General features: G+C 64.5%; 21 protein-coding genes. 13 read left to right on the forward strand and 8 right to left on the reverse strand.

Annotated features, from left to right (window positions below; genetic code table 11):
• The first annotated feature begins 6 nt into the window (after positions 1-6).
• The 4 genes from AB4037_RS01985 to AB4037_RS02000 are packed head-to-tail and all read left to right on the forward strand — an operon-like array spanning position 7 to position 3,890.
• Positions 7-951: a dihydrodipicolinate synthase family protein gene (locus AB4037_RS01985; protein ID WP_434957748.1), complete on the forward strand. Its 945-nt coding sequence runs from the start codon at positions 7-9 to the stop codon at positions 949-951.
• An 8-nt stretch (positions 952-959) separates the two neighbouring features.
• Positions 960-1,970, forward strand: a complete 1,011-nt coding sequence (locus AB4037_RS01990) for an ABC transporter ATP-binding protein (protein ID WP_434959688.1) — start codon at positions 960-962, stop codon at positions 1,968-1,970.
• Position 1,971: 1 nt separating this feature from the next.
• Positions 1,972-2,976: an ABC transporter ATP-binding protein gene (locus tag AB4037_RS01995; RefSeq protein ID WP_441770352.1), complete on the forward strand. Its 1,005-nt coding sequence runs from the start codon at positions 1,972-1,974 to the stop codon at positions 2,974-2,976.
• Positions 2,973-3,890, forward strand: coding sequence for a dihydrodipicolinate synthase family protein (locus tag AB4037_RS02000; protein WP_441770353.1), 918 nt, complete (start codon positions 2,973-2,975; stop codon positions 3,888-3,890). Before AB4037_RS01995 ends, AB4037_RS02000 begins: the two co-directional genes overlap by 4 nt.
• 91 nt (positions 3,891-3,981) lie before the next feature.
• On the opposite strand, the gene hisG is transcribed toward AB4037_RS02000, so the two are convergent.
• The 4 genes from hisG to hisS form a co-directional block, all read right to left on the reverse strand.
• Entirely contained in the window at positions 3,982-4,968 is a 987-nt protein-coding gene (hisG, locus tag AB4037_RS02005) for an ATP phosphoribosyltransferase (protein WP_441770354.1), read from the reverse strand.
• Positions 4,968-6,083 (reverse strand): ATP phosphoribosyltransferase regulatory subunit, encoded by a 1,116-nt coding sequence (locus AB4037_RS02010; RefSeq protein WP_441770355.1) that lies wholly within the window; start codon positions 6,081-6,083, stop codon positions 4,968-4,970. Before AB4037_RS02010 ends, hisG begins: the two co-directional genes overlap by 1 nt.
• 138 nt (positions 6,084-6,221) lie before the next feature.
• The gene (locus AB4037_RS02015; protein WP_434957744.1) at positions 6,222-6,509 is read right to left on the reverse strand and encodes a GIY-YIG nuclease family protein; all 288 of its coding nucleotides are present in this window, start codon (positions 6,507-6,509) and stop codon (positions 6,222-6,224) included.
• 145 nt (positions 6,510-6,654) lie between these two features.
• The gene (gene hisS, locus AB4037_RS02020; RefSeq protein ID WP_434957743.1) at positions 6,655-8,130 is read right to left on the reverse strand and encodes a histidine--tRNA ligase; all 1,476 of its coding nucleotides are present in this window, start codon (positions 8,128-8,130) and stop codon (positions 6,655-6,657) included.
• A 254-nt stretch (positions 8,131-8,384) separates the two neighbouring features.
• On the opposite strand from hisS, the gene AB4037_RS02025 reads away from it, so the two are divergent.
• Complete coding sequence (locus AB4037_RS02025; RefSeq protein WP_441770356.1) at positions 8,385-9,290, forward strand: arginase family protein; 906 nt, start codon at positions 8,385-8,387, stop codon at positions 9,288-9,290.
• A gap of 548 nt (positions 9,291-9,838) precedes the next feature.
• Entirely contained in the window at positions 9,839-11,320 is a 1,482-nt protein-coding gene (locus AB4037_RS02030; protein WP_441770357.1) for a sulfatase-like hydrolase/transferase, read from the forward strand.
• A gap of 39 nt (positions 11,321-11,359) precedes the next feature.
• On the opposite strand, the gene AB4037_RS02035 is transcribed toward AB4037_RS02030, so the two are convergent.
• Positions 11,360-11,803 carry a nucleoside deaminase gene (locus AB4037_RS02035; protein WP_434957741.1) on the reverse strand — a complete coding sequence of 148 codons (444 nt, stop codon included), beginning with the start codon at positions 11,801-11,803 and terminating at the stop codon, positions 11,360-11,362.
• A gap of 130 nt (positions 11,804-11,933) precedes the next feature.
• Here AB4037_RS02035 and AB4037_RS02040 point away from each other — a divergent pair, with 130 nt between their 5' ends.
• From AB4037_RS02040 to mutL, 6 genes are all read left to right on the forward strand, one after another.
• On the forward strand, positions 11,934-14,324 hold the full coding sequence (locus AB4037_RS02040; protein WP_441770358.1) for a pseudouridine synthase: 2,391 nt from the start codon (positions 11,934-11,936) through the stop codon (positions 14,322-14,324).
• A gap of 11 nt (positions 14,325-14,335) precedes the next feature.
• Positions 14,336-14,896 carry a 16S rRNA (guanine(966)-N(2))-methyltransferase RsmD gene (gene rsmD, locus AB4037_RS02045; RefSeq protein WP_434957739.1) on the forward strand — a complete coding sequence of 187 codons (561 nt, stop codon included), beginning with the start codon at positions 14,336-14,338 and terminating at the stop codon, positions 14,894-14,896.
• A gap of 411 nt (positions 14,897-15,307) precedes the next feature.
• A complete protein-coding gene (locus tag AB4037_RS02050) occupies positions 15,308-16,615 on the forward strand; it encodes a M16 family metallopeptidase (protein ID WP_441770359.1) in 1,308 nt (435 codons plus the stop codon).
• Positions 16,616-16,894: 279 nt separating this feature from the next.
• The gene (locus tag AB4037_RS02055; protein WP_441770360.1) at positions 16,895-18,136 is read left to right on the forward strand and encodes a M16 family metallopeptidase; all 1,242 of its coding nucleotides are present in this window, start codon (positions 16,895-16,897) and stop codon (positions 18,134-18,136) included.
• 217 nt (positions 18,137-18,353) lie between these two features.
• Complete coding sequence (locus AB4037_RS02060; protein ID WP_434957736.1) at positions 18,354-18,779, forward strand: hypothetical protein; 426 nt, start codon at positions 18,354-18,356, stop codon at positions 18,777-18,779.
• Between the two features lie 283 nt (positions 18,780-19,062).
• Complete coding sequence (gene mutL, locus AB4037_RS02065; protein ID WP_441770361.1) at positions 19,063-20,865, forward strand: DNA mismatch repair endonuclease MutL; 1,803 nt, start codon at positions 19,063-19,065, stop codon at positions 20,863-20,865.
• Positions 20,866-20,956: 91 nt separating this feature from the next.
• Here mutL and AB4037_RS02070 read toward each other — a convergent pair whose 3' ends face one another.
• The 3 genes from AB4037_RS02070 to ileS all read right to left on the reverse strand — a co-directional run bounded on the left by AB4037_RS02070 (position 20,957) and on the right by ileS (position 25,301).
• Positions 20,957-21,586 carry a hypothetical protein gene (locus AB4037_RS02070; protein WP_441770362.1) on the reverse strand — a complete coding sequence of 210 codons (630 nt, stop codon included), beginning with the start codon at positions 21,584-21,586 and terminating at the stop codon, positions 20,957-20,959.
• A 122-nt stretch (positions 21,587-21,708) separates the two neighbouring features.
• A complete protein-coding gene (gene lspA / locus AB4037_RS02075; RefSeq protein WP_441770363.1) occupies positions 21,709-22,215 on the reverse strand; it encodes a signal peptidase II in 507 nt (168 codons plus the stop codon).
• A complete protein-coding gene (gene ileS, locus AB4037_RS02080; RefSeq protein WP_441770364.1) occupies positions 22,212-25,301 on the reverse strand; it encodes an isoleucine--tRNA ligase in 3,090 nt (1,029 codons plus the stop codon). Before ileS ends, lspA begins: the two co-directional genes overlap by 4 nt.
• Positions 25,302-25,612: 311 nt before the next feature.
• Between ileS and yghU the strand changes: the two genes are divergently transcribed.
• Complete coding sequence (gene yghU / locus AB4037_RS02085; protein WP_441770365.1) at positions 25,613-26,488, forward strand: glutathione-dependent disulfide-bond oxidoreductase; 876 nt, start codon at positions 25,613-25,615, stop codon at positions 26,486-26,488.
• The last annotated feature ends 25 nt before the right edge of the window (positions 26,489-26,513 follow it).

The following is a 26,513-nucleotide window of genomic DNA, read 5'->3' on the forward strand; positions in this document are numbered from 1 at the left end:
TTCTCCATGTCCCCCGCATCCCCTCTGTTTCCATCCCCTTTGTTTCATGGCGTCGTGCCGCCGGTCGTCACGCCCCTGACCGCCGATCTCCAAGTGGATTATCCCTCCTTCGCCCGGGTGATTGAGCATCTGATCGCCGGCGGCGTGCACGCCCTCTTCGTGCTGGGCTCGACCAGCGAGGTCGTCTTTCACGACGAGGCGACGCGCCGGATGGTATTGGAATTCGCGGTCGAAACCGTCAACGGCCGGGTGCCGGTCCTGGCCGGCGTCGTCGATCCCACCACCGATCGCGTCATCGCCCATGCTAGGACGGCCCAGTCGATCGGGGTGAGCGCCGTGGTCGCCACCGCTCCCTTCTATGCCCGTACGAGCGCGCCGGAGGTGATCGACCACTTCCGCTATCTGCGCCAGGCGATCGACGTGCCGGTGGTCGCCTACGACATACCGGTCTGCGTGCATTTCAAGCTCGACCGCCATACGGTGGTGACGCTGGCCCGGGAAGGCAGCATCGTCGGCCTGAAGGATTCGAGCGGCGACGACGGCAATTTCCGCTATGCCCTGATGGATCTCGCCGACCGTCCCGAGATCATGATGATGACGGGCTCGGAAATCGTCTGCGACAGTGCCTTGCTGATGGGCGCCCATGGCATCGTGCCCGGCCTCGCCAATGTCGACCCAGCCGGCTATGTCCGGCTCTATGACCTCTGCCGCAAGGGTGACTGGGCAGGTGCGCGCCAGGAACAGGAGCGCCTCTGCCGCCTGTTCGAGATGGTCTGGGTCGCGGCCCCGCGCGTCAGCGCCGGTTCGGCAGGCGTCGGTGCCTTCAAGACGGCGATGCGCCGGCTCGGCATCATCGAAACCAATGAGATGGCGCGTCCGCAGCGGGCGCTGAACGAAGCCGAGGCGGCCACGATCGAGACGATCCTGCGCCAGACCGGCCTGTTGAGCTGAGCATGGCGATGGCCGCGCAGCCGATCCTTGCCATCGAAGGCCTGAACACGGTGTTCCGCGTCAGCGGGCGCGAAGTGCCGGCTGTGTCGGATCTCGACCTCGCCATCGGCATCGGCGAAACGCTGGCGCTGGTGGGTGAGTCCGGCTCCGGCAAATCGGTGACCGGCCAGTCCATCATGGGGCTGCTGCCCGGCAAGATCGCACGCGTGGCCGGCGGGACGATGCGGTTCCGGGGCAGGGATGGCACCACTCGCGATCTCGTCGCCTTGGATGCCGAGGCGCGGCGGCGCATCCGCGGCAACGAGATCGGCATGATCTTCCAGGAGCCGATGACCAGCCTCAATCCGGTCTATACCATCGGGGATCAGATCGCCGAGCCACTTCGCGTGCACAAGGGCTGGTCGCGCAAGGCGGCCATGGCCGCCGCCGTCGAGTTGCTCGACAAGGTGGGCATCCCCGATCCCACCCGCCGGGCCCGCCAATATCCACACGAGCTCTCCGGCGGCATGCGCCAGAGGGCCACCATCGCCATGGCGCTCGCCTGCGACCCCGTGCTGCTGTTCGCCGACGAGCCGACGACGGCGCTCGACGTTACCATCCAGGCCCAGATCCTCGACCTCTTGCAGCGCCTGCAGGCGGAGAAAGGCATGGGCGTCCTGTTCGTTACCCATAATCTCGGCGTGGTCGCCGAAATCGCCCATCGTGTCGCGGTGATGTATGCCGGCCGCATCGTCGAGCAGGGTTCCGTTCGCGATGTCTTCAGACATCCCCGACATCCTTACACCAAGGGCCTGCTGGCCTCTGTGCCGAGGCTGGGCGAGGCGACGCGGCTCAAGAAGGCCGGCGGGCGCCTGGCCGCCATTCCCGGCGCCGTTCCCAGCCTTGCCACCATGCCGCAGGGCTGTGCCTTCGCGCCCCGCTGCTCCCTTGCTTTGCCGGCCTGCCGCGAGGCCATGCCGGCGCTGGCCGAAATCGGGGCCGGGCATGCCAGCCGCTGCATCCGTTCGCAGGAGTTGTGACATGGAGACGTCTTCTCTCGGCCCATCTTCATCGCTTCTCAGTGCGCTCACGCCGCTTCTCAGTGTGCGTGGACTTGCCAAGCAGTACGGTGGCTCCGGTCGATCAGCGCCGGTACGGGTGCTCGAGGATATTTCCTTCGAGGTCAAGCGCGGCGAGGTGGTCGGGCTTGTCGGTGAGTCCGGCTCCGGCAAGACCACGATCGGACGTTCGATTTTGCGCCTGATAGAGCCGAGCGCCGGCGAGATTCTGTTCGACGGCAACGACATCGCCCGCCTGTCGGCCGGGCATCTGCGCCGGCAGCGCCGGCGCATGCAGTATATTTTCCAGGACCCCTTCGCCAGCCTGTCGCCACGCATGACCATCGGAGAGATCCTGATGGAGGGGCTTTCCATTCAGAGCATCGGCACCCGGCGCGAGCGCCTCGGCAAGGCTCGCGCCACCCTCGAAGCGGTCGAATTGCCGCCCGATGCGCTCGATCGCTACCCTCACGAATTTTCCGGCGGTCAGCGCCAGCGTATCGGCATCGCGCGGGCGCTGATCCTCGAACCGGACCTGATCGTCGCCGACGAGCCGGTCTCTGCCCTCGACGTCTCGATCCAGGCCCAGATCGTCAATCTCCTGCGCGATCTCCAGGTCCGCCTCGGCCTGACCATGCTGTTCATTTCACATGACCTTGCCGTGGTGGAGTTCATCGCCGACCGCGTCATCGTGCTCTATCTCGGCCGCATCATGGAAATCGCGCCTTGCGACCGGCTCTATGAGGCGCCCAAGCACCCCTATACGCGGGCGCTGCTGTCGGCGATCCCGGAACCGGACCCAGATCGGCCGCGCGAGCGCCAGATCCTGAAGGGCGACATTCCCTCCGTCGCCAATCCGCCCTCGGGCTGCGTCTTCCGCACCCGTTGCCCGCACGCCATCGAGGCCTGCGCCCGTGAAATCCCCAAGCTCGAGGAAGTCGAGCCGGGTCATTTCAAGGCCTGTATTCGCCAGGACATCAGCGCATGACCCTTCGCGGCAATTGGGCGACTCTGCTGCTGCCGATCGCACCCGACGATGCGATCGACTTCGGCCGCCTCGGAGAAGAGATCGACCTCCTGATCGCGGCCGGCGTCGACGGCATCTACTCCAACGGCACGGCCGGCGAGTTCCACAACCAGACCGAAGCCGAATATGAGGCGATCCAGGCTTTGCTGGCTGAAAAATGCCAAGCGGCCGGCATGCCCTTCGTGATCGGCGCCTGCCAGGGCGATCCCCGCCAGTCGCTGGAGCGGGTGCGGCGGGCGGCCGGGTTGCAACCGGTGGCGATCCAAATCATCCTGCCGGACTGGTGGCCGGTGACCGACGAGGAAGCGATCGATTTCCTGGATATGATGGCGGAGGCGGCGCGGAGCCTGCCGCTGGTGCTCTACAATCCGCCGCATGCCAAGCGCGTCCTGCCGCCGGAGGCGCTCGGTGGGCTCGCGCGGGCGGTGCCATCCGTCAAGGCCATCAAGCTCGCCGATGGGGATGAAGCCTGGTACGCCGCTGCGCGCCGGCATCTGGCCGGCATCGCGCTTTTCGTTCCCGGCCATCATCTCGCCACCGGCATCAAGGCGGGCGTGGCGGCCGGCGCCTTTTCCAACGTCGCTTGCCTCAGCCCCCGCGGTGCGCAGGCCTGGACCGATGGCATGACGGACGACATTGAGGCCGCACTCGATCTGGAGCGGCGGCTCCGCCGCTTCATGGATGAGCACATCGTACCCTTCAGGCGCGACCTCGGCTATTCCAACGCCGCACTGGACAAGCTCCTGGCGGCTATCGGCGCCTGGGGCCCGGTCGGCCCGCGCCTCAGGCGTCCCTACCGCTGGATTGCCGAGAGCGAGGCAGAGCGATTGCGTCCCGTCGCCAAGGCGCTCCTGCCGGAACTGTTCGAGGCGTGAATTCTTTCGGGGATCGCAGGTACGCCTGCCTGCTCTTTCTGTCCTGAAACTGCGATGTTTCCAGGAGCCGGCAGAGATGCGATCCCAGGGATTATCCCAGCTTCTTTTCCAGCTCCGCGTAAAGCGCGCTCTGCGGCTCGAAGACGAAATCGAGGCTGGTCACTGCGATCGAGGCAGCGCCTTGTGCCGTCAGCCAGGCGGCGAAGTCGAAGACCTGTCCGGCCGGGACGAGGAAGGTGAGGGGCTGGCCCTGGGCTGGCAGGCCGAAGGGAGCGCTGGCGCCGAAGAGCTCGCCGGCATCCCGCAGATGCTGCTGGTTGACTCCGCGCAGGAGGCAGCGGATCTCGCGCTGGGCGCTGCCCTTGGCCTTGGCGGCGAGGCGGCCGAGCATGGCGGCCGCGCCGGCGCGGGCACGCTCGTTCCAGTCGGCACCGAGCGAGGCAACGAGATTGGCCTGGCTCTTCAGCATGATGCCGTCCTCGATCACCTTCAGCGCATTAGCGGTGAGTGTCGATCCGGTGGTGGTGATGTCGACGATGAGATCGGCTGCCCCGGAGGCCGGTGCACCTTCGGTGGCGCCGAGGCTCTCGACGATCAAATAGTCGGCGACGCCGTGCGCCGAGAAGAAGGCGCGGGTGAGGTTGATATATTTGGTCGCGACCTTGAGACGGCGGCCATGGCGCTGGCGAAAGCTCGCGGCGACGTCCTCGATGTCGGCCATGGAGCGCACGTCGATCCAGGCTTGGGGCACCGCGACCACGACATTGGCCTGGCCGAAGCCGAGCGGCTGTACGAGCGTGACGCGTTCATCGGCGCGCGGAATGTTCTCGCGCACCAGGTCCTCGCCGGTGACGCCGAAATGGATGGCGCCCGAGGCGAGCTGGCCGGCTATCTCGGAGGCCGAGAGGAACAGCACCTCCACATCGTCCATGCCGGGCACGGAACCGCGATAGTCGCGTGCACCGCGTTCTTGCACGAAACGGATGCCGGCGCGCTCGAAGAAGGAAGTGCAGTTTTCCTGCAGCCGGCCCTTCGACGGGATGCCCAGAAGCAGCGGGGAGGGAGGAGGGTTAGTCATCATGCGTCTCCGCCGAACCGGTCGAGCCAGATCGAACAGCCCACCGCCGGCACGGCCTCGGCGGCGCCGAGCTGCGCCATCAACTGGTCGTAGCGTCCGCCGCCGACGCGGGCCGCGGCTTCCGGCTCTGCCGGATCGGTCAGCTCGAAGACGAAGCCGGTATAATAATCGAGGCGGCGCCCGAAGCCGGTGGCGAACTTGATCCTGACAACGTCGATATCGCGGGCAGCGAAGAAGCCGGTGCGTTCGTCGAAGGCATCGAGAGCCGCGTTGAGGTCGAGCCTGGCTTCGCCGGCGATGGCACGTAATTCGGTGCTGGCGCTGTCGGGATCGCCGGTGACGGCAAAGATCCGCCGGGTGATCGCCACCTTGTCGGCATCGACGCCAAGACCGGAAGACAGCGCCGCCTGTTCCAGGAAGCGGTCGGCGATCTCGTCTACGCTGCGCCCGCCAATCGGCTGGATGCCGGCGATCGACAGGAGGTCGGCGACGGCGGCACGGGCCGAACCCGGGTCTGAGCCTTCGAGGGCCGCGAGGAAGCCGGCATAGGCGGCAGCGCCATTCTTGGGCGCGGAACTGCCGAGGCGGGCAAGGTCTTCGTCGAGGTCCTTGGAGCGCCTGAGGTCGCTGGTCAGGCGCCGGCGCCATACCGGCGGCAAATCGAGTGCATCGAGCATGGCGGTGACGATGCCGGCATCGCCCATGCGGATGTCTGGTCTGGCAAGGCCGAGATCGCCAGCCGCTTCCAGTGCGATGGCCAGCATTTCGGCATCGGCGGCCGGCTTGTCGTTGCGGCCGAAATTCTCGAACCCGGCCTGCAGGAATTCGCTCGGACCGTCGGTGCGGAAGCGGAACACCGGGCCGCGATAGGCATAGGCGCCGACATCCCCGGCTTTTACGGCCTTGAGATGATGCAGCGACACCGGAATGGTGAAATCGGGCCTGAGGCAGAATTCTCCGCCCTCGGCATCGGTGGTCAGGAAGGCGCGGCGGCGCATGTCCTCGCCGAGCAGATCGAGGAACAGGCCCGCCGGCTGCAGGATCGGCGGATCGACCAGCTGATAGCCCGAGCGCGAGGCGAGCGCGTCGAAAGCTTCATAGGCGGGATGGGGCATGCCGGCGGTCCATAGTGAATGTCGGGGGTCTTCTAGCAGGGCAGGCGGCGGGGTGCGACTGGAAAGGGCAAACGAGGTTTATGCGAGTTGTCATCCCCGGCGAGCGAAGCGAGGGAAGGGGAGCCAGGGGCCGCAGCCTCATTCGTTCGGTATGCTATATTCCATATCGAGCCATTGAGGATTTGCATCCTCGATGAGCTTGAGTTTCCAGGCGCGATTCCATCCCTTGAGCTGCTTCTTTCTCATAATGGCTTCGTCGATGCGTTCGAAAATCTCGAACCAAACGAGAGTGTAAACACGGTATTTCCTTGTGAAACCTGGAACAGTGCCGGAGCGGTGTTGCTCGATACGTCGATGAAGATCGTTTGTCACACCGACATAGAGGGTTCCGTTGCGTTGGCTGGCGAGCATGTAGACGAAGTACAATCGCGCGCGCCCGCTCCAGTATTTGGGCTTTCCTACCATTTCTGGCGGGGTTGTCGCCGGAAAAAGCAATCCTGAGGCTAGAACGCATTCTCGGCCCCTGGATCCCCTTCCCTCGCTTCGCTCGCCGGGGATGACAGCGTGTCGCCTACCCCAGCATCTCCTTCACCACCTTGACCAACTCGGCCCGCGGAACCAGGCGCTGGGCGACCCGTGCCTCGCGCCATTCGGTGTTGCCTTCGATGCCCTTGGCCATTTCGGCGCCGAGCGCCAGGTCCTTGAGCTGGACCTCACCCTTCTCGGCCTCGTCCGAGCCCTGAATCACCGCAACCGGGGCCTTGCGGCGGTCGGCATATTTGAGCTGGGCCTTCATGCCAGAACCGCCGAGATAGACCTCGGCGCGGATGCCGGCCTGGCGCAATTCGTTGGCCATCGCCTGATAATCGGCGAGACGGGTCTGATCCATCACGCAGACCACCACAGGTCCGGCGACACCGGCCGTGTCGACGCGGCCGAGCGCGGTCAGGGCCGAGAGCAGGCGAGAGACACCGATGGAAAAGCCCGTCGCCGGTACCGGCTCGCCGCGGAAGCGGGCGACGAGGCCGTCATAGCGCCCGCCGCCGGCGACCGAACCGAAGCGCACCGGCCGGCCCTGTTCGTCCTTGACCTCAAAGGTGAGTTCCACCTCGTAGACAGGACCGGTGTAATATTCGAGGCCGCGCACGATCGAGGTGTCGATCAGGATGCGGTCGGTGTCGTAGCCCGATTTTTCGACCAGCTCGGCAATACGCGCGAGTTCCTCGACGCCCTCGCTGCCCGTGGCCGAGCCCGAGACCAGCGGACGGATCCGCGCCAGCGTGTCGGCGTTGCTGCCACTCTGCCCCGCCACATAATCGAGGATGGTCTGTGCCTGGCTGTCATCGAGGCCGGCGCCCTTGGTGAAGTCGCCGGACTCGTCCTTGCGGCCGGCGCCGAGCAGCGCCCTGACGCCCTCCAGGCCCAGCCTATCGAACTTGTCGATGGCGCGCAGCACAGTAAGACGGCCAGCGGCGTTCTCATCGCCGGCGAGACCGATCGCCTCCATGATGCCGTCGAGGACCTTGCGGTTGTTGACGCGCACCACATAGGAGCCGCGGGGTATGCCGAGCTTCTCCATGGTGTCGGCGGCCATCATGCAGATCTCGGCATCGGCCGCGACAGAAGCCGAGCCCACGGTGTCGGCATCGAATTGCATGAACTGGCGGAAGCGGCCGGGGCCGGGCTTTTCGTTGCGGAAGACATAACCGGCGCGATAGCTGCGATAGGGTTTGGGCAGGGCGTCGAAATTCTCGGCGACGTAGCGGGCGAGCGGTGCGGTCAGGTCATAGCGCAGCGACAGCCACTGCTCGTCATCGTCCTGGAAGGAAAACACGCCTTCATTGGGCCGGTCCTGGTCAGGCAGGAATTTGCCGAGCGCATCGGTATATTCGACGAAGGGCGTCTCGACCGGGTCGAAGCCATAGCGCTCATAGACTTCCTGGATCACCGAAACCATGGCGCGCGTTGCCGCGATCTCGCCGGCATTGCGGTCGACAAAACCGCGTGCCTGTCTTGCCTTCAATTTCTGCTTCTTCTCGCCCGACATCGCTGCAAACCTTCAAAATTCTTGCCGCTGTTTAGGCAGCAAAACCGGCTGGGGCAAGTTTTGGCGCAAGAATTATCGCTGGCGATCCGCAATTGCCGGTCAAAAGCCTGCGATGAAGACGCAGTCTGTGTCTTGCCTTGCTGGGTCAAATAGCGGAACCCTAAGCACAGCCTCCCGATATCACCCACGAATGGGCAATATCAGGAAGAATCTCTTGGGCGTGCTGAATGATCGTGGTGGGGAGGCTGGACGGCATGACGAAACGACGGCTGGCGATCATCGAGGCCCCCAGCAATCTGGGATTGATGGCGCTGGGCGACGATGCGGAGCCGGGAACGCGGCATGCCCCGGCAACGTTGCGCCAGCTCGGCCTGCATGACCGGCTGGCAGCGGAGCACGTCGTCACGGTGGAGCCGCCGCCCTATAGCCGCGACGACCAACGTCGCATCAATATCCGCAACATCGACGCCATTGCCGAATATTCCATACGTCTGGCCGATGCCGTGGAAGAGGCTGTCGAGGCCGGGTATTTTCCCCTGGTCCTCGGCGGCGATTGCAGCATCCTGATCGGTTCGATGCTCGGCCTGGCGCGGCAGCGTGAGGCCGCTCTCCTCTATGTCGACGGCCATACGGATTTCTACCTGCCCGAGCAATCGGCCACGGGCGGCGGTGCCGGCATGGATCTGGCCTTGGTGACCGGATGGGGTCCGTCGGCCCTGACCGACCTGGAAGGGCGCTGGCCCTATGTAACGACACGGCGGGTCGCCGCCCTGGCCAATCGCGATCACGAGGGGGTGCCTCCGAGCTCTATTCCGGCTATTGCCGAGTCCGGCATGGTCTACAGGCCCTTGGAACGGCTTCGCGACGAGGGGATGGAGGCCTGCGTCAACGCAGCCCTGAACCTGATCGATGCCGACAGGGAAGGGTTCTGGATCCATTTCGACGTCGACGCCATCGACAGCCGGCTGATGCCGGCGGTCGACTCCCCGCAGGCGGACGGCCTCGACTGGAAGGAGGCGGCTGCGCTGCTCGCCACCGCCCTGAAACGGGGCGCTCTTGGCCTGCAGGTGACGATCTACGATCCCAGCCGCGATCCCGGACACGCAGCCGGGAAGGCATTGATCGAATGGCTCGTCGATGTCCTGGCGACCGAAGCCTGACCGGGCCGGAGCGAAACGGCGTTTCAGCGGCGTCGCGTGACGATACGCACCACATAGATGAAGGCGAGAAGAAACGCGATCAGGATGAGCCAATGTATGATCGCGAACCCGCCCATGGTGACCTCCAGAATTTGAGAACCTGAAGGTTAGCAGGAGTGACGCTGGGGTGACAGCGTTTGATGCGGCCCTTGCCAATGCACGGGGCAGTTCCTAATTTTGTCATTATTGTTCTGTTTTTAAGCAATTTGGATTAAATCTTCAGCCGGACCGATACAGATGCGCTCGGCAGGTGCATCGGATCTAAGAATATAATCTTGATGCACGCGGTTTACATGGCTTCATTTTCACGAATCTTTGCTAAAAAGATACTAGAGATTGGCCTTGTGGTTGCTCTCTTGAGTATTCCTGATGTAATATTTTCTTATTTCGGGTGGGATATCGCTCCGTTCCGGACAAGGGAATATTTTGTAACATTATTGTCATTTTCTGTGCTCTTCGCCCTCTCGGCCGGCACATGGTTCAGAATACTCATCATTGTCGTGGTGTTCTTGAATCAGGCCATCTGGCTAAGTTCTCTCGCCTATTTCGGGGCGCCGCTCACGCCCGAGCAGGTCAGGCTGTTTTTCAGCGATACGGCCGATTCCGTTTCGACCGGGTTGCAGGTCCAGAGCGAATTCCTGCTGCCGATACTTCTGGCACTGGCAACGGCCGTCTTGCTCGGGGTGCTCACGCTGCTTCGCCCCTTGCGGACCGGTCGATCCTGGGCATTCTCCTTCCTGCTCGTATTGGCGCTCGGCGGCGTCGCGGCGCGATGGGAACTGCACAAATTGCCGAGTGTGGTGCAGGCCAATACCTATTCCGCTTCCTTCATCTCCAGTGCCAATGCGGGCGTGCTGGCGTATCGCGCCAGCCGGGCGCCCGCGCCTCCGGCTTCCCTCAATGGCCTGGCCGATCATGTCTTCGGCGAGGCCGAGATACCGGAGGGCCGGGCGACCGTCGTGTTCGTGATGGGGGAATCCATCAATCCGGTGCGGATGTCGCTTTTCGGCGCGGCACGACAGACCACCCCCCGTCTCGATCACCTGTTCAGGGAGCCGCCGGCAGGGTGGCGGATGTTTGCCAAGATTGGCTTTTCCGGCGGCGTGGCAACGCTTGCCAGCGTTCCCTCCGCTCTGAGGCTCGTTTATTTCCCCAATTTGCCGGAACGGCAGCCGGTGAACGTTTTCGACATCGCCAAGGATCGCGATTTCGCCAGCTATTACTATTCGGCACAGGCTATTCACACCATGCAGATTGCCGGTGGAGCCCGGCATGCCCGTGAGTCGAAGACGGTGGAGACCTATGACGAAACGGCCGAAAAATCGGCCGAGGAGTCGCTTGCCGACGACGTCAAGGGCGTGCCGCCGGCCGCGCGGCGCTTCGTCTATGTCCATCAGCGCGCCGATCACGAGCCTTATCTCGACAATTGCAAGAAATATGCGGGCGAGTTCCAGGTATTCTCGCCACCCGACGCCAATGCGGACGAGGCGCGGCGGGCACGCTACGACACCGGCCTGCAGTGCTGGGACCGCAGCACCAGCGATATCATCGACACCATGCTGGCCGAGAAGGATCCGGTCTATATCTTCGTCACCTCCGATCATAACGAGCTGATGGGCGAGGATGGGCTGTGGGGACACCTGATCCGCCACCTGCGGACGGCAGTCGTGCCAGTGATGCTGATGACCAACAGACCGGACTCGGCGATCGCCAACGCCTTCCGCCAACTCGATCGTCCCACCCAGTTCCAGCTCATGCAATTGACGGCGCAAGCGATGGGCAAGACGGTTGCGATCAAGCAATATGATCCGTCGGTCTTTTATGTGAACGGCACCATGCCCTTCGGCCAGGCCAAATATATGAAGGTCGAGCGCCTGCCGGGCGACGAATACCAGATATCCCACTATGCCAGCGACGGCTCGCCGGCCGAGCCTCCAGAACATCTTTCGCTGAAGGGCGTGCCGAGGGAGCCCGGACATCTGGGCTCCTGACGGATTTTACAGAGCGTCGCACCGGAAAGTGGACGCGGGTCAACGTCGCTGGCGGAAGAAATCCTGCAGCAAGGTGCGCGACGCGCTGGCGTGAATGCCGGAATAGACTTCGGGACGGTGATGACAGGTGGGGGAAGCATAGAATTGCACGCCGTTCTCCACTGCGCCGCCCTTGGGATCGTCGCAGCCGAAATAGAGTCGCCGGATGCGGGCAAAGGAGATTGCGGCTGTACACATCGGGCAGGGTTCGAGCGTGACATAGAGGTCGGCGCCGATGAGGCGCTCGCTGCCCAGCACCTGCGCGGCAGCGCGGATGGCAAGCATTTCGGCATGGGCGGTGGGGTCCTTTAGCGCCAAGGTGCGGTTTCCTTCGCGCGAAAGCACCACTCCGTCCTTGACGACAACCGCGCCGACGGGTACCTCCCCGCGACCTGCGGCAGCACGTGCTTCCTCCAGCGCCAGTTCCATGATCGAGCGCTTCATCTCGTGACAAGCCGCCTTTTCTGCTAAAGCGTTTCACGATCCCTGCGGATCGGAAGGACGCCCCTCTTTTCAAGGAGTTTTGGAATACCCTCCGATACGATGGTAGCGGGGGCCATTCCAGCAACAATCCATGTCCGACGATAAACGATCTGGCGGCGGCGGCCGCAAGCCCCCAAGCGGGGGCAAGAAGCCATTTGGCCCCAAAAAGACCTCCTCTGACGCTGGACCTCGTCGGCGCGGTGTGGATGGCGACGCGCCCCCACGCCGTTCCTTCCGGGATCGCGACGAGGGCGGCGAGAGCCGCCGGGAGCGTCCGGCCCGTTCCTTTGCCGAACGACAGGATGGCGAGCGTCGTCCGGCCCGTTCCACGCCGCGGGAAGGTGGGGATTTCCAGGCCCGCCCCGCCCGCCGCCCGTTCCGCGAGCGCGACGGCGGCGAGGAGCGTCCCAAGCCTCGCCGCTTCGAGGACCGCAGCGAGCGCGTGGAGGGTGGCTTTCGGCCGCGCCGCGATGCAGAGCGCGGGGAGGGTGGCGAGCGCTCCTTCAGCCGCAAGCCCGGCCGGAGCACCGGCGACGGGGAACGGCCCTTCGCGCCGCGCCGCTTCGATACTTCCGTCGAACCGCGGGAGGGCGGCCGCAAGGCTTTCGAGCCGCGTTTCGATGATCGGCAGGAAGAACGCGGGCAGGAAAAACGCAGCCCGAAGCGTCCGCCGCGTCGTGCCGAGCCCAAGGCCGAAGCTGCGGCCGCAGCCGAGGCAGGCGCCTTTGCCGGCGAGCGCGTCGCCAAGGTGATCGCACGAGCTGGCCTCGGATCGCGCCGCGACGCCGAGACCTGGATCGAGGAAGGCCGGGTTGCCGTCAATGGCGAAGTGCTGACCAGCGCGGCGCTCAACGTTCTGGCTGATGACAAGATCACGGTCGACGGCAAGCTCCTGCCCCGGCGTGAGCGCACGCGGTTGTGGCTCTATCACAAGCCGCGCGGCCTGGTGACCACGGAAAAGGATCCCGAAGGGCGTCCTACCGTGTTCGAGAACCTCGATCCGTCCCTGCCGCGCGTGATGTCGATCGGCCGGCTCGACATCAACACCGAAGGCCTGCTGCTGCTGACCAATGACGGCGGTTTGGCGCGTCAGCTCGAATTGCCTAAGACCGGCTGGCTGCGGCGCTATCGCGTGCGGGCCTTCGGCGAGACCGACCAGGTCCAGCTCGACGCACTGTTCGAAGGGCTGACGATCGACGGCGTCGACTACGGACGCATCGAGGCTCGCCTCGACAAGGAGCAGGGGTCCAATTCCTGGCTGACTCTGGGGCTGCGCGAAGGCAAGAACCGCGAAGTCAAGAATGTGCTGGGCTCCATTGGTCTGGAGGTCAACCGTCTGATCCGAGTTTCCTATGGGCCGTTCCAACTCGGCGATCTTGCCGAGGGTGCCGTCGAGGAAGTGAAGACCCGGGTTCTGATGGATCAGCTCGGTCCCGACCTGATTGCCGAGGCCGGCTGCGAATTCGAAGCACCGATCCATGAAGCCGTCGGCGAGAAACCGGCCAAGGCTGCAGCCAAGCCCGCCAAAGGCGGTCCGGTGCGCGGGCTGCGGGTCAAGTCCGAGGAAGGGGGCAAGGAACGCGTGATGCGCGGCAGTTTGGTCGAGGATCGACATGGCCGCCGTGTGCTCGTTCAGCGCGTTACCGACCTTCCTGATGACAAGCCGGCCCGGCGCAAGCCTGTCCGCTCGCGTGACGAGGCGGGCGGCGATCGTCCCTTCAAGCCGCGCCCCGCTTTCCGTGATCGCGACGAAGGTGGCGAGCGTCCGCGCAAGCCGTTCCGTGCCCGCAGCGAAGAGGGCGGTGACCGTCCCTTCAAGCCGCGCCCCGCTTTCCGTGATCGCGACGAAGGTGGCGAGCGTCCGCGCAAGCCGTTCCGTGCCAGCAGCGAAGAGGGCGGTGACCGTCCCTTCAAGCCGCGTCCGTCCTTCCGTGATCGCGACGAAGGTGGCGAGCGTCCGCGCAAGCCGTTCCGTGCGCGCAGCGAGGAGGGCGGCGACCGTCCGTTCAAGCCGCGTCCGTCCTTCCGTGACCGCGACGAAGGTGGCGAGCGTCCACACAAGCCGTTCCGTGCGCGCAGCGAAGAGGGCGGTGATCGTCCGTTCAAGCCGCGTCCGTCCTTCCGTGACCGCGACGAAGGTGGCGAGCGCCCGCGCAAGCCTTTCCGCCCGCGGGGCGAAGAGGGTGGTGATCGTCCCTTCAAGCCGCGCACTCCCTCCCGCGATGGAGATGGCGAGCGTCCGCGCAAGCCTTTCCGCCCGCGGGGCGAAGAGGGTGGTGATCGTCCCTTCAAGCCGCGCACTCCCTCCCGCGATGGAGATGGCGAGCGTCCGCGCAAACCTTTTCGCTCGCGTGATGAGGGGAGCGGTGATCGTCCGTTCAAGCCGCGTGCCCCCTTCAGGGATCGCAATGAAGGCGGTGAGCGTCCCTCCAAGCCGCGTCCCGGCGGTAAGCCGGGCGGCTCGCCGCGCCGGGGGCGTTGACGGGCTGGTCGATGCGTATCGTCGGCGGGCAATTTCGCGGCAAGCAATTGGCGACACCGAAGTCGGACGCGATCCGGCCGACTTCGGATCGCCTGCGTGAAACCCTGTTCAACATCCTGGCCCATGGCTATGACAATCCCGTGCGCGATGCCCGGGTGATCGACTTGTTCGCCGGCACCGGGGCTCTCGGTTTCGAGGCTCTGTCGCGTGGCGCCAGCTTTGCCACCTTCGTCGACGAGGGCGCGGAGGCACGCGGCCTGATCCGCGGCAATATCGAGGCGATGTCCCTGGGCGGACGCACCCGGCTGTTTCGCCGGGACGCCACCAAGCTCGGCATGATCGGCCCGAGCGAGCCCTTCTCGCTTGCCTTCCTCGACCCACCCTATGGCAAGGGGCTGGCTTCCCTTGCCCTCGCCAGCCTCGCCAATGGCGGCTGGCTGGCCAAGGGAGCCTTGTGCGTGGTCGAGGAAGCGACGGATGCGCCTCTGGAAGCGCCGCCCTCCTTCGCCCTGGCCGATCAGCGCGATTATACGGGCACCAGGCTGACCTTCTTCAGCTACGAGCCGGGCTGACCGCTACTTCAGTCGCTTCCGCTCCCCCTGCCTTGCTGCCCTAGTCCGACGACATCACGGAGAGGGAAAAGGCTATCGCGACGGCTGTGACACTGGAAGTGCGTTGCCGCATGCGTAACGGGTCCGATCAGCAACCGGTGATCGAGCGGGCAAGGGCGATGTGCATGGTGGCCAACTCTCTGCGCCGCGGCATGCCTGCTAGCATCGAGATGGCGGCGTGAACGGGCGCATCGGCGACATACGCAATCTGGAGAAGCATGCAGAAAAGGATCGCAGAAGCCAGGAGGATGGCTTTCTTCTGACCTATACCTTGCTAGGTCCATGCTCCAGGAGGTAAGGGATACTTCACTTCACCCGTTTTCTACCCATATTGGGTGGACCCCTTCGCTTTCCCTCCCGATCGGACCTTCTATGACGCTTGCGCTTATCCCCGGTCTCGGCGGTGCTTCCCATGCCCAGGGCCCGGCGATCACGGATTTCACGCTTCCCAACGGCCTGCATGTCGTGGTCATTCCCGACCGCCGTGCGCCGGTGGTCACCCACATGGTCTGGTACAAGGTGGGTGGGGCGGACGAACCCAAGAGCAAGTCGGGCATCGCGCATTTCCTTGAACATCTGATGTTCAAGGGCACGGAGAAGAATCCGGGTGGCTTTTCCAAGCAGGTCGCCGAACTCGGCGGGCAGGAGAACGCTTTCACCTCTTATGACTATACCGCCTATTTCCAGCGGGTGGCCAAGGAGCATCTCGGCGCCATGATGGCGTTCGAGGCCGACCGCATGACCGGGCTGGCCCTCACCGACGAGGTCGTCAATCCCGAGCGCAATGTCGTGCTCGAAGAGCGCAAGATGCGCGTCGACAACGATCCCAATTCCCAATTGGCCGAGGAGATTGCCTCGACCCTGTTCACGCACCATCCCTATGGTACGCCGATCATCGGCTGGGAGGACGAGATCGAGGGCTTGACCCGGCAGGACGCCATCGATTTCCACAACCGTTTCTACACGCCGAACAATGCCACGCTGATCGTGGCCGGTGACGTGACGGCCGAGGAGGTGCGCGAACTGGCCGAGAGCCATTACGGCCCGGTGGCCCGGCGCGCCGATCCGCCGCCACGCCGGCGACCGCAGGAACCCAGGCAGCGTGCCGACCGCCGCGTTCGTCTGGCCGACAAGCGGGTGGAGCAGCCGATCTATCAGCGTCATTGGCGCGCTCCTTCCTATATCCAGGCCCGCAATGGCGAGGGCGAGGCGCTCGATCTTCTGTCGCAGATCCTTGGCGGCGGGCAGACCTCGCGGCTTTATCGCGCCCTGGTGGTCGACAAGAAGGTGGCGTCGGCGGCCGGCGCCTTTTATGGCGGCTCCGCCGTGGACGAGACGCGCTTCGGCGTCTGGGCCATCCCGATGCCAGGCGTCAGCTTCGAAGCGCTGGAGGCGGCTGTTGACGAGGAGATCGGCCGTGTCGTCGAGGAGGGCGTCAGCGAGGCGGAACTGGAGCGTGCCAAGACACGCCTTGTCGCCGATGCGATCTATGCCCAGGACAATCAGTCGACCTTGGCGCGCTATTATGGCGCCACCCTGTCCGTCGGCGGCAAGGTGGAGGATCTGCAGCTCTGGCCGCAGCGCATCGCCGCTGTGCCGGCCGGGCGGCTGCCGGAACTGGGCCGTGCCGTCCTGCTGGAGGGCAAGTCGGTGGTCGGCCTGCTCGAAGGGCAGGCCTGATCCGTTTCGAACCGCCATCGCGGGCGCAGCCAAGCAATCCGGCCGCGCCGCATTTGATTATCTGGATTGCTTCGCCGCGCCTCCAATGGCGGGACAGTCTTGCAGCGGCGCGTCAGTCCAGGAGCAAAACGCGTTTAAGTGGAAACGTCTTTTTGCTCTAACTCTTTGTTTCAACGCGTCTTTGCGATTCTTGACGGTTCCGCCAGATCGCCAGACGCTCTTGCCGTCATTGCCGGCTTTGCCGGCCATGACGATCGGCTTTTGTGAACGAGTGTTTCCATGATCCAGAAGATCGTCTCGCCCCTTGGCATTGAAGCCTGGCTGGTCGAGGACTATGCCGTGCCCGTCATCGCAATCGACTTCGCCTTCAAGGGGGGAGCCGCACAGGATCCGGCCGACCGGCCAGGCCTGGCCCATATCATGTCGGCGCTGTTCGACGAGGGCGCCGGTCCCCATGACGACGAGGCCTTCCAGCGCCTGATGGAGGAGAATGCGGTCGAGTTGTCGTTCCATGCCGCGCGCGACCAGATCAATGGTTCGCTGCGCACCCTGGCCGACCGCAAGGCCTTCGCCTTCGATCTTCTGCACTATGCCGTCAGCGAACCGCGCTTCGAGGAAGCCGCGGTCGAGCGCGTGCGCCAGAGCCTGCTTGCCAGCTTGCGCCGCGAGGCCGGTGATCCCAACGCCATGGCATCGCTGGCTTTTTTTGCAGGGCTTTTCCCCGACCATCCCTATGGCCGCCCGTCGCGCGGCACCCTGGAGAGCGTCGGCGCCGTCAGCCGCGACGAGATCGCGGCGCAGCATCGGCGCCTGCTGGCAAAGGATGGGCTGACGGTGTCCATCGTCGGCGCCATTGATGCCCATGACGCCGAGGAAATGCTGGACACGGTGTTCGGCTCGCTACCGACCACGGCCCTGCTGCAGCCGGTGCCCGAAGCGGAACTCGCCGGCTTGGGCGTGCGCAAGATTATTGACCTCGACGTGCCGCAGACGGTGCTGCAATTCGCTACGCCCGGCGTGAAGCGCGACGATCCAGACTTCATGGCCGCCTTCCTGCTCAATCACATCTACGGTGGCGGCAGCTTCTCTTCGCGCCTGTTCCAGAAAGTGCGGGAGGAGAGGGGCCTGGCCTATTCGGTCTCCACCCAGCTCGGCGCACTTGCCCGGGCTGCCTTCGTCGGTGGTGGCGTCGCCACCCGCAATGACAAGGCTGCCGAAAGTCTCGCCATCATCGAGGCTGAGATGGCCGAACTCGCCCGCAATGGGCCCGCCGCCGCCGAATTGGAAAGCGCCAAGAAATACATCACCGGCTCTTATGCGCTGCGCTTCGATTCATCGACCAAGATCGCCAACCAGCTCACCATGATCCAGATCGAGCAGCTCGGCATCGATTTCATCGACCGCCGCAACGGCTTGGTCGAAGCGGTGACACTGGACGATACCAAGCGCGTGGCTCGACGCATGTTCGGGGGCGGCAAGCCCTTCGTCGTCGCCGTCGGGCGTCCGGAGGGATTGTCCTAAGCCGAGCTTTTCGGCGAGGCCAACGGAGCAGCGCCAAGAAAATAGCGGTGATCCGCAAGAAATGGCGAGAAAAGCGAGCCGTCCCGATCGTTCTCTTCTCGCCGGGCAAGGTTAAATCGTTCTGCTTACGTCACACTGACTATTGCACGAAGGGGCTGTCTGCATCACCCTGTCGCTCGTCGAGAAGCGGCGGGGGTCGCTGATGCGGGAGGATGTCATGACGCTTTGGAGTGTTTCGGCTGTCGTCCTTGTTGGCCTGATGGCAGCAAGCTGTGCGACCAGTGGTTCTGGAACTTCGCGTGGTTCCGACGTCAGCGGCGCTGCCGTTGCCGTGTCGTCCGGGCGCGTCAGCAAGATCGATCAATTTTCCTACATCACCCCCGCCTGCAGGGAAGTGCCCGGCGTTGCGGCCCATGTCACCAAGCAGGCAGCCTATGGCCGGGCGAGCATCCGCCGGGCGCGCGACTTTTCGCCCTATGAGGCCGGCAATTCCAGTGCCGGCTGCAATTCGAAGCGTGTGCCGGTCTGGCAAGTACTCTACAGCTCTGCCCCCGGCTATCATGGTCCCGATCAATTTGCCTATCGCAAGGCTTTTCCCGACGGCAAGGTGCTCGACGTCGTCGTCAATGTCGACGTGCAATGAGCAAAGCACGTTCATGACTGAACGCCTGTACGCTTTAGCTCCTCGTTTCCAGCCAATCCTACGGATTGGCTGGAGCGTCTCGGTGAAGCGAGTCCGTCTCATCGCAAAACGCCTTGGAGTCTGAGGCACGTCTGCCGGCCGTTCCGATGGCCGGTCCCATGGTGTATTGTCTCAAGCACGTGATGCATTCGTTCCCCAGGTGGGGGAGAGAATGTATCAAGTCTTTGATTTCGCGCCTGATTTCTCACTGGTGAAAATCAGTCGCCGATGGACGATTCGCCCCATGGCCATCCGCGCTCTTCCCCAGATCCTGATCGACCGCATCGCTGCCGGCGAAGTGGTGGAGCGGCCGGCAAGCGCCGTGAAGGAATTGGTGGAGAACGCCATCGATGCCGGTGCCAGTCGGATCGAGGTCGTCACCGAGGGAGGCGGGCAGCGCCTGATCCGCATCGTCGATGATGGTTCGGGCATGTCGTCCGAGGATCTGGCCTTGGCCGTGCAGCGGCATGCCACCTCCAAACTGCCGACGGAAGATTTGCTCGCTATCAACACGCTGGGCTTTCGCGGCGAAGCCTTGCCGTCCATCGCCTCGGTGTCGCGCCTCAGCATCACCACACGCGAGCGTGGCGCCGCGACGGGGGCGATGATCGCCATCGAGGCGGGCGAGCACCAGGCGATCCGCCCGGCCGCCATCGGGGAGGGCACTCGCATCGAGGTGCGCGATCTCTTCTATGCCACGCCGGCCCGTCTGAAATTCCTCAAGACCCAGCGTACCGAGGCGGCGGCGATCGGCGATATCGTCAAGCGCCTCGCCATGGCCAATCCCGCCATTGCCTTTACCCTCGCGGGCGAAGATCATTCGCCCTCGACCTGGCCTGGTGGTGACGAGGAGACGCGCCTGGGTACCTTGCTGGGGGCCGATTTCATCGACAATGCGATCGCCATCGACGTGACGCGCGGCGATACTCGCTTGCATGGCCATATCGGCTTGCCGACTTTCAATCGGGGTACGGGGCAGCATCAATATCTATTCGTCAACGGGCGGCCGGTGCGCGACAAGCTGCTGCTGGGCGCCGTACGCGGCGCCTATGCCGATCATCTCCCCAAGGACCGTTTTCCGGTTCTGGCCCTCTTCCTCGACATTGCCCCGCAGAATGTCGACGTGAATGTCCATCCGGCCAAGGCCGAGGTCCGCTTCCGGGACGGTGGCCTGGTGCGCGGCCTGATCGTCTCGGCCATCCGCTCTGCGCTGGAACGCGAGTCCGGCCGCAGCTCGAGCGGCAATGCCGATGTCGCCCTCGGCCTGCTTGCGCGCAGTCTCGAGCGCCCCGCCGATCTCGACTGGGACTGGCGGGCTTCGCCCGCAGCGCCTCGCCCGGGGGGGGGCGGCACGGGCGGCGGTGGAAGCGGCTTTGCCGCGCCGGCCCAGGCCGGATTCGACACGCTGGTGCTGCCTTCCGCCGATGCGCGGGCCACGGTGGTATCTCCCGCGCCCGACAGCCTCGACCGGCCGCTTGGCGCGGCGCGCGCCCAGCTACATGAGACCTATATCGTGGCGCAGACCCGGGAGGGCGTCGTCATCGTCGACCAGCATGCCGCCCATGAGCGCCTCGTCTATGAGCGCTTGAAGCGGGAGCGCGCGGCTGCCGGCGCCAAGTCGCAATTGCTGCTGATCCCGGAAGTCGTGGATCTCGATCCCGCCGATGTCGAGCGCCTGACGGCAGCGGGTGAGGATCTGGCGGCCCTCGGCCTGGTGGTGGAACCGTTCGGGTCGGGTGCCCTGCTAGTCCGGGCTACGCCGGCCGCACTGGGCACGACCGATCCGGCTGCGCTCATCCGCGACCTCGCCGACGGCTTTGCCGAATGGGGGTCGGAGATCGTGCTGGAACGGCGCCTGGACCATGTCGCCGCCACCATGGCCTGTCACGGTTCCGTGCGGGCCGGGCGACGCCTGTTGCCAGCCGAGATGGATGCGCTGCTCCGCGAGATGGAGATCACGCCCAATTCCGGCCAGTGCAATCACGGCCGGCCGACCTATGTGACGCTGAAGCTCAGCGACATCGAGGCCCTGTTCGGGCGGCGATAAGCTCGGCGGTATATAAAAGAAAAGGCCGGTCCAGCTCCATCGAGAGATGGAGCTGGACCGGCCATCGGCATTGTGCTTGCTTGAGCGCTTCTTACTTGACCTTTTGGGTCTTGAACACTCGGTCGTACCAGGACTCGCTCTTGTTGCCTTCGGAGGGCAGGGGCTCATTGCCGGCCAGCGGCGCCGAGGCGAGCGGCTTGCGGTAGCCCACCGGCGGCTCGGTCAGCGAGCGGCGCGGCGGCTCGACGCCGGCGGCGAGCGGTGTGGTGTCCTCGCCAAGATTGAGGCGCTTCTGCAATTCGCTGGGCTTCAAAGGCCGGGAACTGGCCTTGGCGGCATCGAAGGGTTCGGGCTCGGTGGGAGCGCCAGAACCTGGAACGCGGCCAGCCGCCATCTCATCAGGGGAGAGACGGCCATCGCCATGCTCGGCCTTGCCGCGCGGAATGACGCCGGAGGCCTTGCGCTTCTTGTAGTCTGGGTCCACCGGCCAGTTCGGATCATTGTCGGAAGTCGCGGCCGTACCAGGCGGCGGCAGGTCGAGCTTGCCCGGTTTTGCCAGCGGCGCACGGTCGGAATAGTTGATAGCCGGGGCATCGTCGCCGGTGCCGAGCATCTTCTGGAAGAAGTTCTGCCCAAGGGACTGCGCATTCGCTGCGCCGGCCGGCGCCAGGGCAACCAGTGCCGTCGCCGCAGCCAGGCCAAGCCAAATCTTTGTCCGCATCCTATATCCCAATCACTGCTAGATTTCGGTGCAAATTCCGGGAGAGATCTTCGCTCTACTGCCCGAAAAATGCGTCAAAACCAAGAAACCGATACACTTTCGGGCAACCAGTACCTGAAAAGTCAGGAGGACCCGTGCGTCTGTGGCTCTTTGTTCACCACCATGTCATACAACAGCAGGGCCACGCCCGCAACGATGGCGACATCGGCCAGGTTGAAGACATACCAGGAAAAATCGCCGGCATGGAGCAGGAAGAAGTCGGCGACGGCGCCGTAGAGCACGCCGTCTATGGCATTTCCGAGTGCGCCGCCGATGATCAGGCCGATGGCGACCGCGCCGATTTTCGTGGATATCCGGGCAAGCCAGGCCAGCAACAGCACCACCGCGGCGATGCGGAAGGATATCAGCGCCCAGCGGCCGAACTCGGTTTCCTGCTGGAACATGCCATAGGAAACGCCGCGGTTCCACACCAGCACGAATTGCAGATTGGGAGTCCAGTCGACCGGGCCTGAATTGGCGATGTCGTGGATATAGAGCGCCCAATATTTCTGGCCCTGGTCGATGGCGACGGCAAGAATTGCCGCCACCACGCCAAGGAATGAATGCCGTCCGATAAACCAGGACTTCATTGCTGAGCCCCTGCCGCCGCCTGCCATTCACGCATCGCCGCCGCATCGCGCGGCGTGATGTTGGGGAAGGCGGGATCAGCGGTACTGGGATCGAAATAGCGCCAGGAGCGCGCGCATTTGACGCCACCCGCCCGGCTGGGAACCACCGCGATACCGGGGACGCCGTCGAGGCGATAGGCCTCGGCGGGACCCTCGCCGGCCACCAGCGTCAACCCTGAGACGATGCAGACATCCTCGAAATCGACGCTGCGCAGCACCGCCAGCGTCGCCTCGTCGGCGACATGGACTGTTGGCGCGGCTTCCAGCGAGGAGCCGATGCGCTTGGCGGCGCGTTCATGCTCCAAAGCGCCGGTGACCACGCGGCGTGCCTCGCGCACCAGGTCCCACTTTTCGGCGAGTGCCGGATCGATCCAGGCCGGATCGGCCGCCGCGAAGGGCTGCAAATGCACGGAAGCTTGTTCACCGAAGCGCGAGGTCCAGGATTCTTCCATGGTGAAGCACAGCACCGGCGCCAGCCACGTGGCCAGGCAGGTGAAGAGCTTGTCGACCACACTCAGCGCCGCCCGACGGCGCAGGGACGATTTCGGATCGCAATAGAGCGCGTCCTTGCGCACGTCGAAGTAAAAGGCCGACAGGTCCGCCGTCATGAAGGTCGCGAGCAGTGCGACCACGCGCTTGTAGTCATAGCTTTCATAGGCGGTGCGCACTTCGCGATCGAGTTCGGCCAGCCGGTGCAGCATCAGCCGCTCGAGTTCCGGCATCTCGGCGGCGGCAACGGTGTCACCGGCCTCGAAATGGGCGAGCGTACCCAGCATCCAGCGCATGGTGTTGCGCAACTTGCGATAGGTATCCTCCACCGTCTTGAGGATTTCGGGGCCGATGCGCTGGTCGTCCGTATAGTCGGAGGTTGCCACCCACAGGCGCAGGATGTCGGCGCCCGAGCGCTTGATCACGTCCTGGGGATCGACGCCGTTCTTCAGGGACTTCGACATCTTCTTGCCGTCCTCCGCCATGGTGAAACCATGGGTGAGGACGATGTCGTAGGGCGCCCGTCCGCGCGTGCCGCAGCTTTCCAGGAGCGAGGAATGGAACCAGCCGCGATGCTGGTCGGAGCCTTCCAGATACATCACGGTATCATCGCCACCGTCGATCTTGCGCTGGATGCCGGCAAGGCCTGGGAAGTGCCTGGGATCCTCGAGCGTGAAGGCGTGGGTGGAGCCTGAATCGAACCAGACGTCGAGGATGTCGTCGACCTTGACCCAACCTTCGCCGGCCCGCGCGCCGAGGAAGCGCTCGGCGGCTCCTTCCTGGTACCAGGCATCGGCGCCTTCGGCCTCGAACGCCGCGGCGATGGCCTGGTTGACGGCCTCATCCTTGAGGATCTCGACGGCGCCGCCCGGCTTGTCGCGCATGAACACGGCGATCGGCACGCCCCAGGCACGCTGGCGCGAGACCACCCAGTCCGGGCGGTTGGCGATCATGCCGGTGATGCGGTTCTCGCCGGTGGCCGGCACCCATTGCGTCTGCCGGATGGCGTTAAGCGCGAGTTCGCGCAGCGAGGAGCCGTCGCCGAGCGTCGGCCCGATATCGTTGCGCAGAGCGCCGCCTTCCATGCGGACCGGCGTCGCTGCCGGCACCGTGCCTGGCGGCACGACATCGATGGGCTTGTCCATCGCGATGAACCATTGCGGCGTGTTGCGGAAGATCACCGGCTTCTTCGAGCGCCAGGAATGCGGGTACTGATGTTTGATGCGGCCGCGGGCCACGAGGTTGCCTTCGGCCACCAGCGCCTTGATCACCGCGTCGTTGGCATCACCCTTGTCGCCCTTCTCGGTGATGACGCGCTTGCCGGCAAAGCCCGGAGCATCAGCGGTGTAGAAGCTGTCGCCATCCACGGGATAGGGGATATAGGTGCTGATGCCGCGGGCGTTCAGTTCCCGCTGATGCGCGGTCCAGACGTCGAAGTCCTCGCGGCCATGGCTGGGGGCGGTGTGCACAAAGCCGGTGCCCGCCTCGTCGGTGACATGCTCGCCCTCGAGCAGGGGCACGACAAAGCCATAGAAGTGGTCGAAGCCCGCCAGCGGATGGGCGGCCGTAAGGCTCGCGAGTTCACCGGCCTCGACGCCGCCCACGCGCTCATAGGCCTCCACTTTGGCGGCCTTGAACACCTCTTCGGCGAGCTTGTCGGCCAGGATGAAGCTGTCGCCTGCCTTAGCCCAATTGTTCTCGGGTGCAGCAGTGACGCGGTAGAGGCCATAGGCGACGCGGCTCGAGTAGGCGATGGCGCGGTTGCCGGGAATGGTCCAGGGCGTGGTGGTCCAGGCCACGAAGGCAGCCTTGGCCACCTCGTCGCGCGTGGCCCCCGAGCGCACCGGGAATTTCGCCCAGATCATGTCGGAGGTATGATCCTCATACTCGATCTCGGCTTCGGCGAGCGAGGTCTTCTCCACCACCGACCACATCACCGGCTTGGAGCCACGATAGAGTTGGTCGCTCATGGCGAATTTCATGATCTCGCGGGCGATCTGCGCCTCGGCTGAGAAGGCCATGGTGAGATAGGGATGAGCCCAGTCGCCCTCGACGCCCAGGCGCTTGAACTCCTCGCGCTGCACGCCAACCCAATGCTCGGCGAAGGCCCGGCATTCGCGGCGGAACTCGACCAGTGGCACCTCGTCCTTGTTCTTGCCCTTGGCGCGGTACTGCTCCTCGATCTTCCATTCGATCGGCAGGCCGTGGCAGTCCCAGCCCGGCACATAGTTGGAATCGAAGCCGAGCATCTGCTGGGAGCGCGCCACCAAATCCTTCAGGATCTTGTTGAGCGCGTGACCGATATGGATGTTGCCATTGGCATAGGGCGGGCCGTCATGCAGCACGAATTTCGGCCGGCCGGCCGAAGCCTCGCGCAGGCGCTGGCGCAGATTCTGACTCTGCCAGCGCGCCAGGATCTCAGGCTCCTTCTGCGGCAAGCCGCCGCGCATGGGGAAGGCCGTCTGCGGCAGGAACAGGGTCTTGGAATAGTCGAAACCCTCAGGACTCGCCTTCGAGGCTTCGGCGGTCTCGCTGGAGGGGGACGCAACATCGGTCATGAACAGTGGTCCGTCGATACGGAGGAAAAGGAAAAGCGGCGCAAACCCGGACCTTCCGCGGAGCTCAGCCGAGCCCGCACGCGGAAGCCGGGACGATAATTCGGGCTATGCGCAACGCGTAATTCATAGCGCGCGTGATAGCAGGCTCTGCGCTCGGGATAAAGCGCGGAGGGAAGGAGAGGCCGGGATTTTCTGGGGCAGAGCCGCCTACGTTGCCCTAGCATGAGCTTCAGCCCCTCCCTATCTGCCATGAAGGCAGCCTTTGCGCTTGCTGGCCCTTTCACTGACATGCTCTGATCTGGAGTTCGAGAATGACCGGTTCGTCCGACTACACGCCCCCGAAGATCTGGACCTGGAACAAGGCGAATGGCGGTGCGTTCGCCAATATCAACCGGCCGATTGCGGGCCCCACCCATGACAAGGAATTGCCGGTCGGCCGTCATCCCCTCCAGCTCTATTCGCTAGGCACGCCGAACGGCGTCAAGGTCACCATCCTGCTGGAGGAATTGCTGGCTCGCGGCCACAAGGGCGCCGAATATGATGCCTGGCTGATCGAGATCGGCAAGGGCGACCAGTTCGGCTCGGGCTTCGTCGACGTCAACCCGAACTCCAAGATCCCGGCATTGCTCGATCGCAGCGGCGCCGAACCGATCCGGGTGTTCGAATCCGGCTCGATCCTGTTCTATCTCGCCGAGAAGTTCGGGGAATTCCTGCCCAAGGATGCCGCCGCGCGCGCGGAGTGCATGTCGTGGCTGTTCTGGCAAATGGGCAGCGCCCCCTATCTCGGCGGCGGCTTTGGCCATTTCTACGCCTATGCGCCGACCAAGATCGAATACGCCATCGATCGTTTCGCCATGGAGGTCAAGCGCCAGCTCGATGTGCTCGATCGCCGTCTGGCGCAGGTGGAATATCTGGCCGGCAGCGACTACACCATCGCAGACATGGCGGTGTGGCCCTGGTATGGCGGCCTCGCCAGGGGCTGGCAGTATGGCGCGGCCGAGTTCCTGCAGGTCGAGGACTACAAGAACGTGCAGCGCTGGGCCGAGGCGATCTTCCTGCGTCCGGCCGTGCAGCGCGGGCGAATGGTCAACCGCACCTCGGGCGAGCCGGCGAGCCAGTTGCGCGAGCGGCACGACGCCAGCGATTTCGAGACGAAGACGCAGGACAAGCTGGAAGCCGCGGGCTGAGGCGCGGCTCTCTCGGGATCGTCGG

This window comes from Labrys sp. KB_33_2 (genome assembly GCF_052114505.1).
Lineage (GTDB): Bacteria > Pseudomonadota > Alphaproteobacteria > Rhizobiales > Labraceae > Labrys.

Bases quoted from the DNA above. Each gene is read 5' to 3' on its own strand.
- AB4037_RS01985 (WP_434957748.1), top strand. From the start codon at position 7: ATGTCCCCCGCATCCCCTCTGTTTCCATCCCCTTTGTTTCATGGCGTC.
- AB4037_RS01990 (WP_434959688.1), top strand. From the start codon at position 960: ATGGCCGCGCAGCCGATCCTTGCCATCGAAGGCCTGAACACGGTGTTC.
- AB4037_RS01995 (WP_441770352.1), top strand. From the start codon at position 1,972: ATGGAGACGTCTTCTCTCGGCCCATCTTCATCGCTTCTCAGTGCGCTC.
- AB4037_RS02000 (WP_441770353.1), top strand. From the start codon at position 2,973: ATGACCCTTCGCGGCAATTGGGCGACTCTGCTGCTGCCGATCGCACCC.
- hisG (WP_441770354.1), bottom strand. From the start codon at position 4,968: ATGACTAACCCTCCTCCCTCCCCGCTGCTTCTGGGCATCCCGTCGAAG.
- AB4037_RS02010 (WP_441770355.1), bottom strand. From the start codon at position 6,083: ATGCCCCATCCCGCCTATGAAGCTTTCGACGCGCTCGCCTCGCGCTCG.
- hisS (WP_434957743.1), bottom strand. From the start codon at position 8,130: ATGTCGGGCGAGAAGAAGCAGAAATTGAAGGCAAGACAGGCACGCGGT.
- AB4037_RS02025 (WP_441770356.1), top strand. From the start codon at position 8,385: ATGACGAAACGACGGCTGGCGATCATCGAGGCCCCCAGCAATCTGGGA.
- AB4037_RS02035 (WP_434957741.1), bottom strand. From the start codon at position 11,803: ATGAAGCGCTCGATCATGGAACTGGCGCTGGAGGAAGCACGTGCTGCC.
- AB4037_RS02040 (WP_441770358.1), top strand. From the start codon at position 11,934: ATGTCCGACGATAAACGATCTGGCGGCGGCGGCCGCAAGCCCCCAAGC.
- rsmD (WP_434957739.1), top strand. From the start codon at position 14,336: ATGCGTATCGTCGGCGGGCAATTTCGCGGCAAGCAATTGGCGACACCG.
- AB4037_RS02050 (WP_441770359.1), top strand. From the start codon at position 15,308: ATGACGCTTGCGCTTATCCCCGGTCTCGGCGGTGCTTCCCATGCCCAG.
- AB4037_RS02055 (WP_441770360.1), top strand. From the start codon at position 16,895: ATGATCCAGAAGATCGTCTCGCCCCTTGGCATTGAAGCCTGGCTGGTC.
- AB4037_RS02060 (WP_434957736.1), top strand. From the start codon at position 18,354: ATGACGCTTTGGAGTGTTTCGGCTGTCGTCCTTGTTGGCCTGATGGCA.
- mutL (WP_441770361.1), top strand. From the start codon at position 19,063: ATGGCCATCCGCGCTCTTCCCCAGATCCTGATCGACCGCATCGCTGCC.
- AB4037_RS02070 (WP_441770362.1), bottom strand. From the start codon at position 21,586: ATGCGGACAAAGATTTGGCTTGGCCTGGCTGCGGCGACGGCACTGGTT.
- lspA (WP_441770363.1), bottom strand. From the start codon at position 22,215: ATGAAGTCCTGGTTTATCGGACGGCATTCATTCCTTGGCGTGGTGGCG.
- ileS (WP_441770364.1), bottom strand. From the start codon at position 25,301: ATGACCGATGTTGCGTCCCCCTCCAGCGAGACCGCCGAAGCCTCGAAG.
- yghU (WP_441770365.1), top strand. From the start codon at position 25,613: ATGACCGGTTCGTCCGACTACACGCCCCCGAAGATCTGGACCTGGAAC.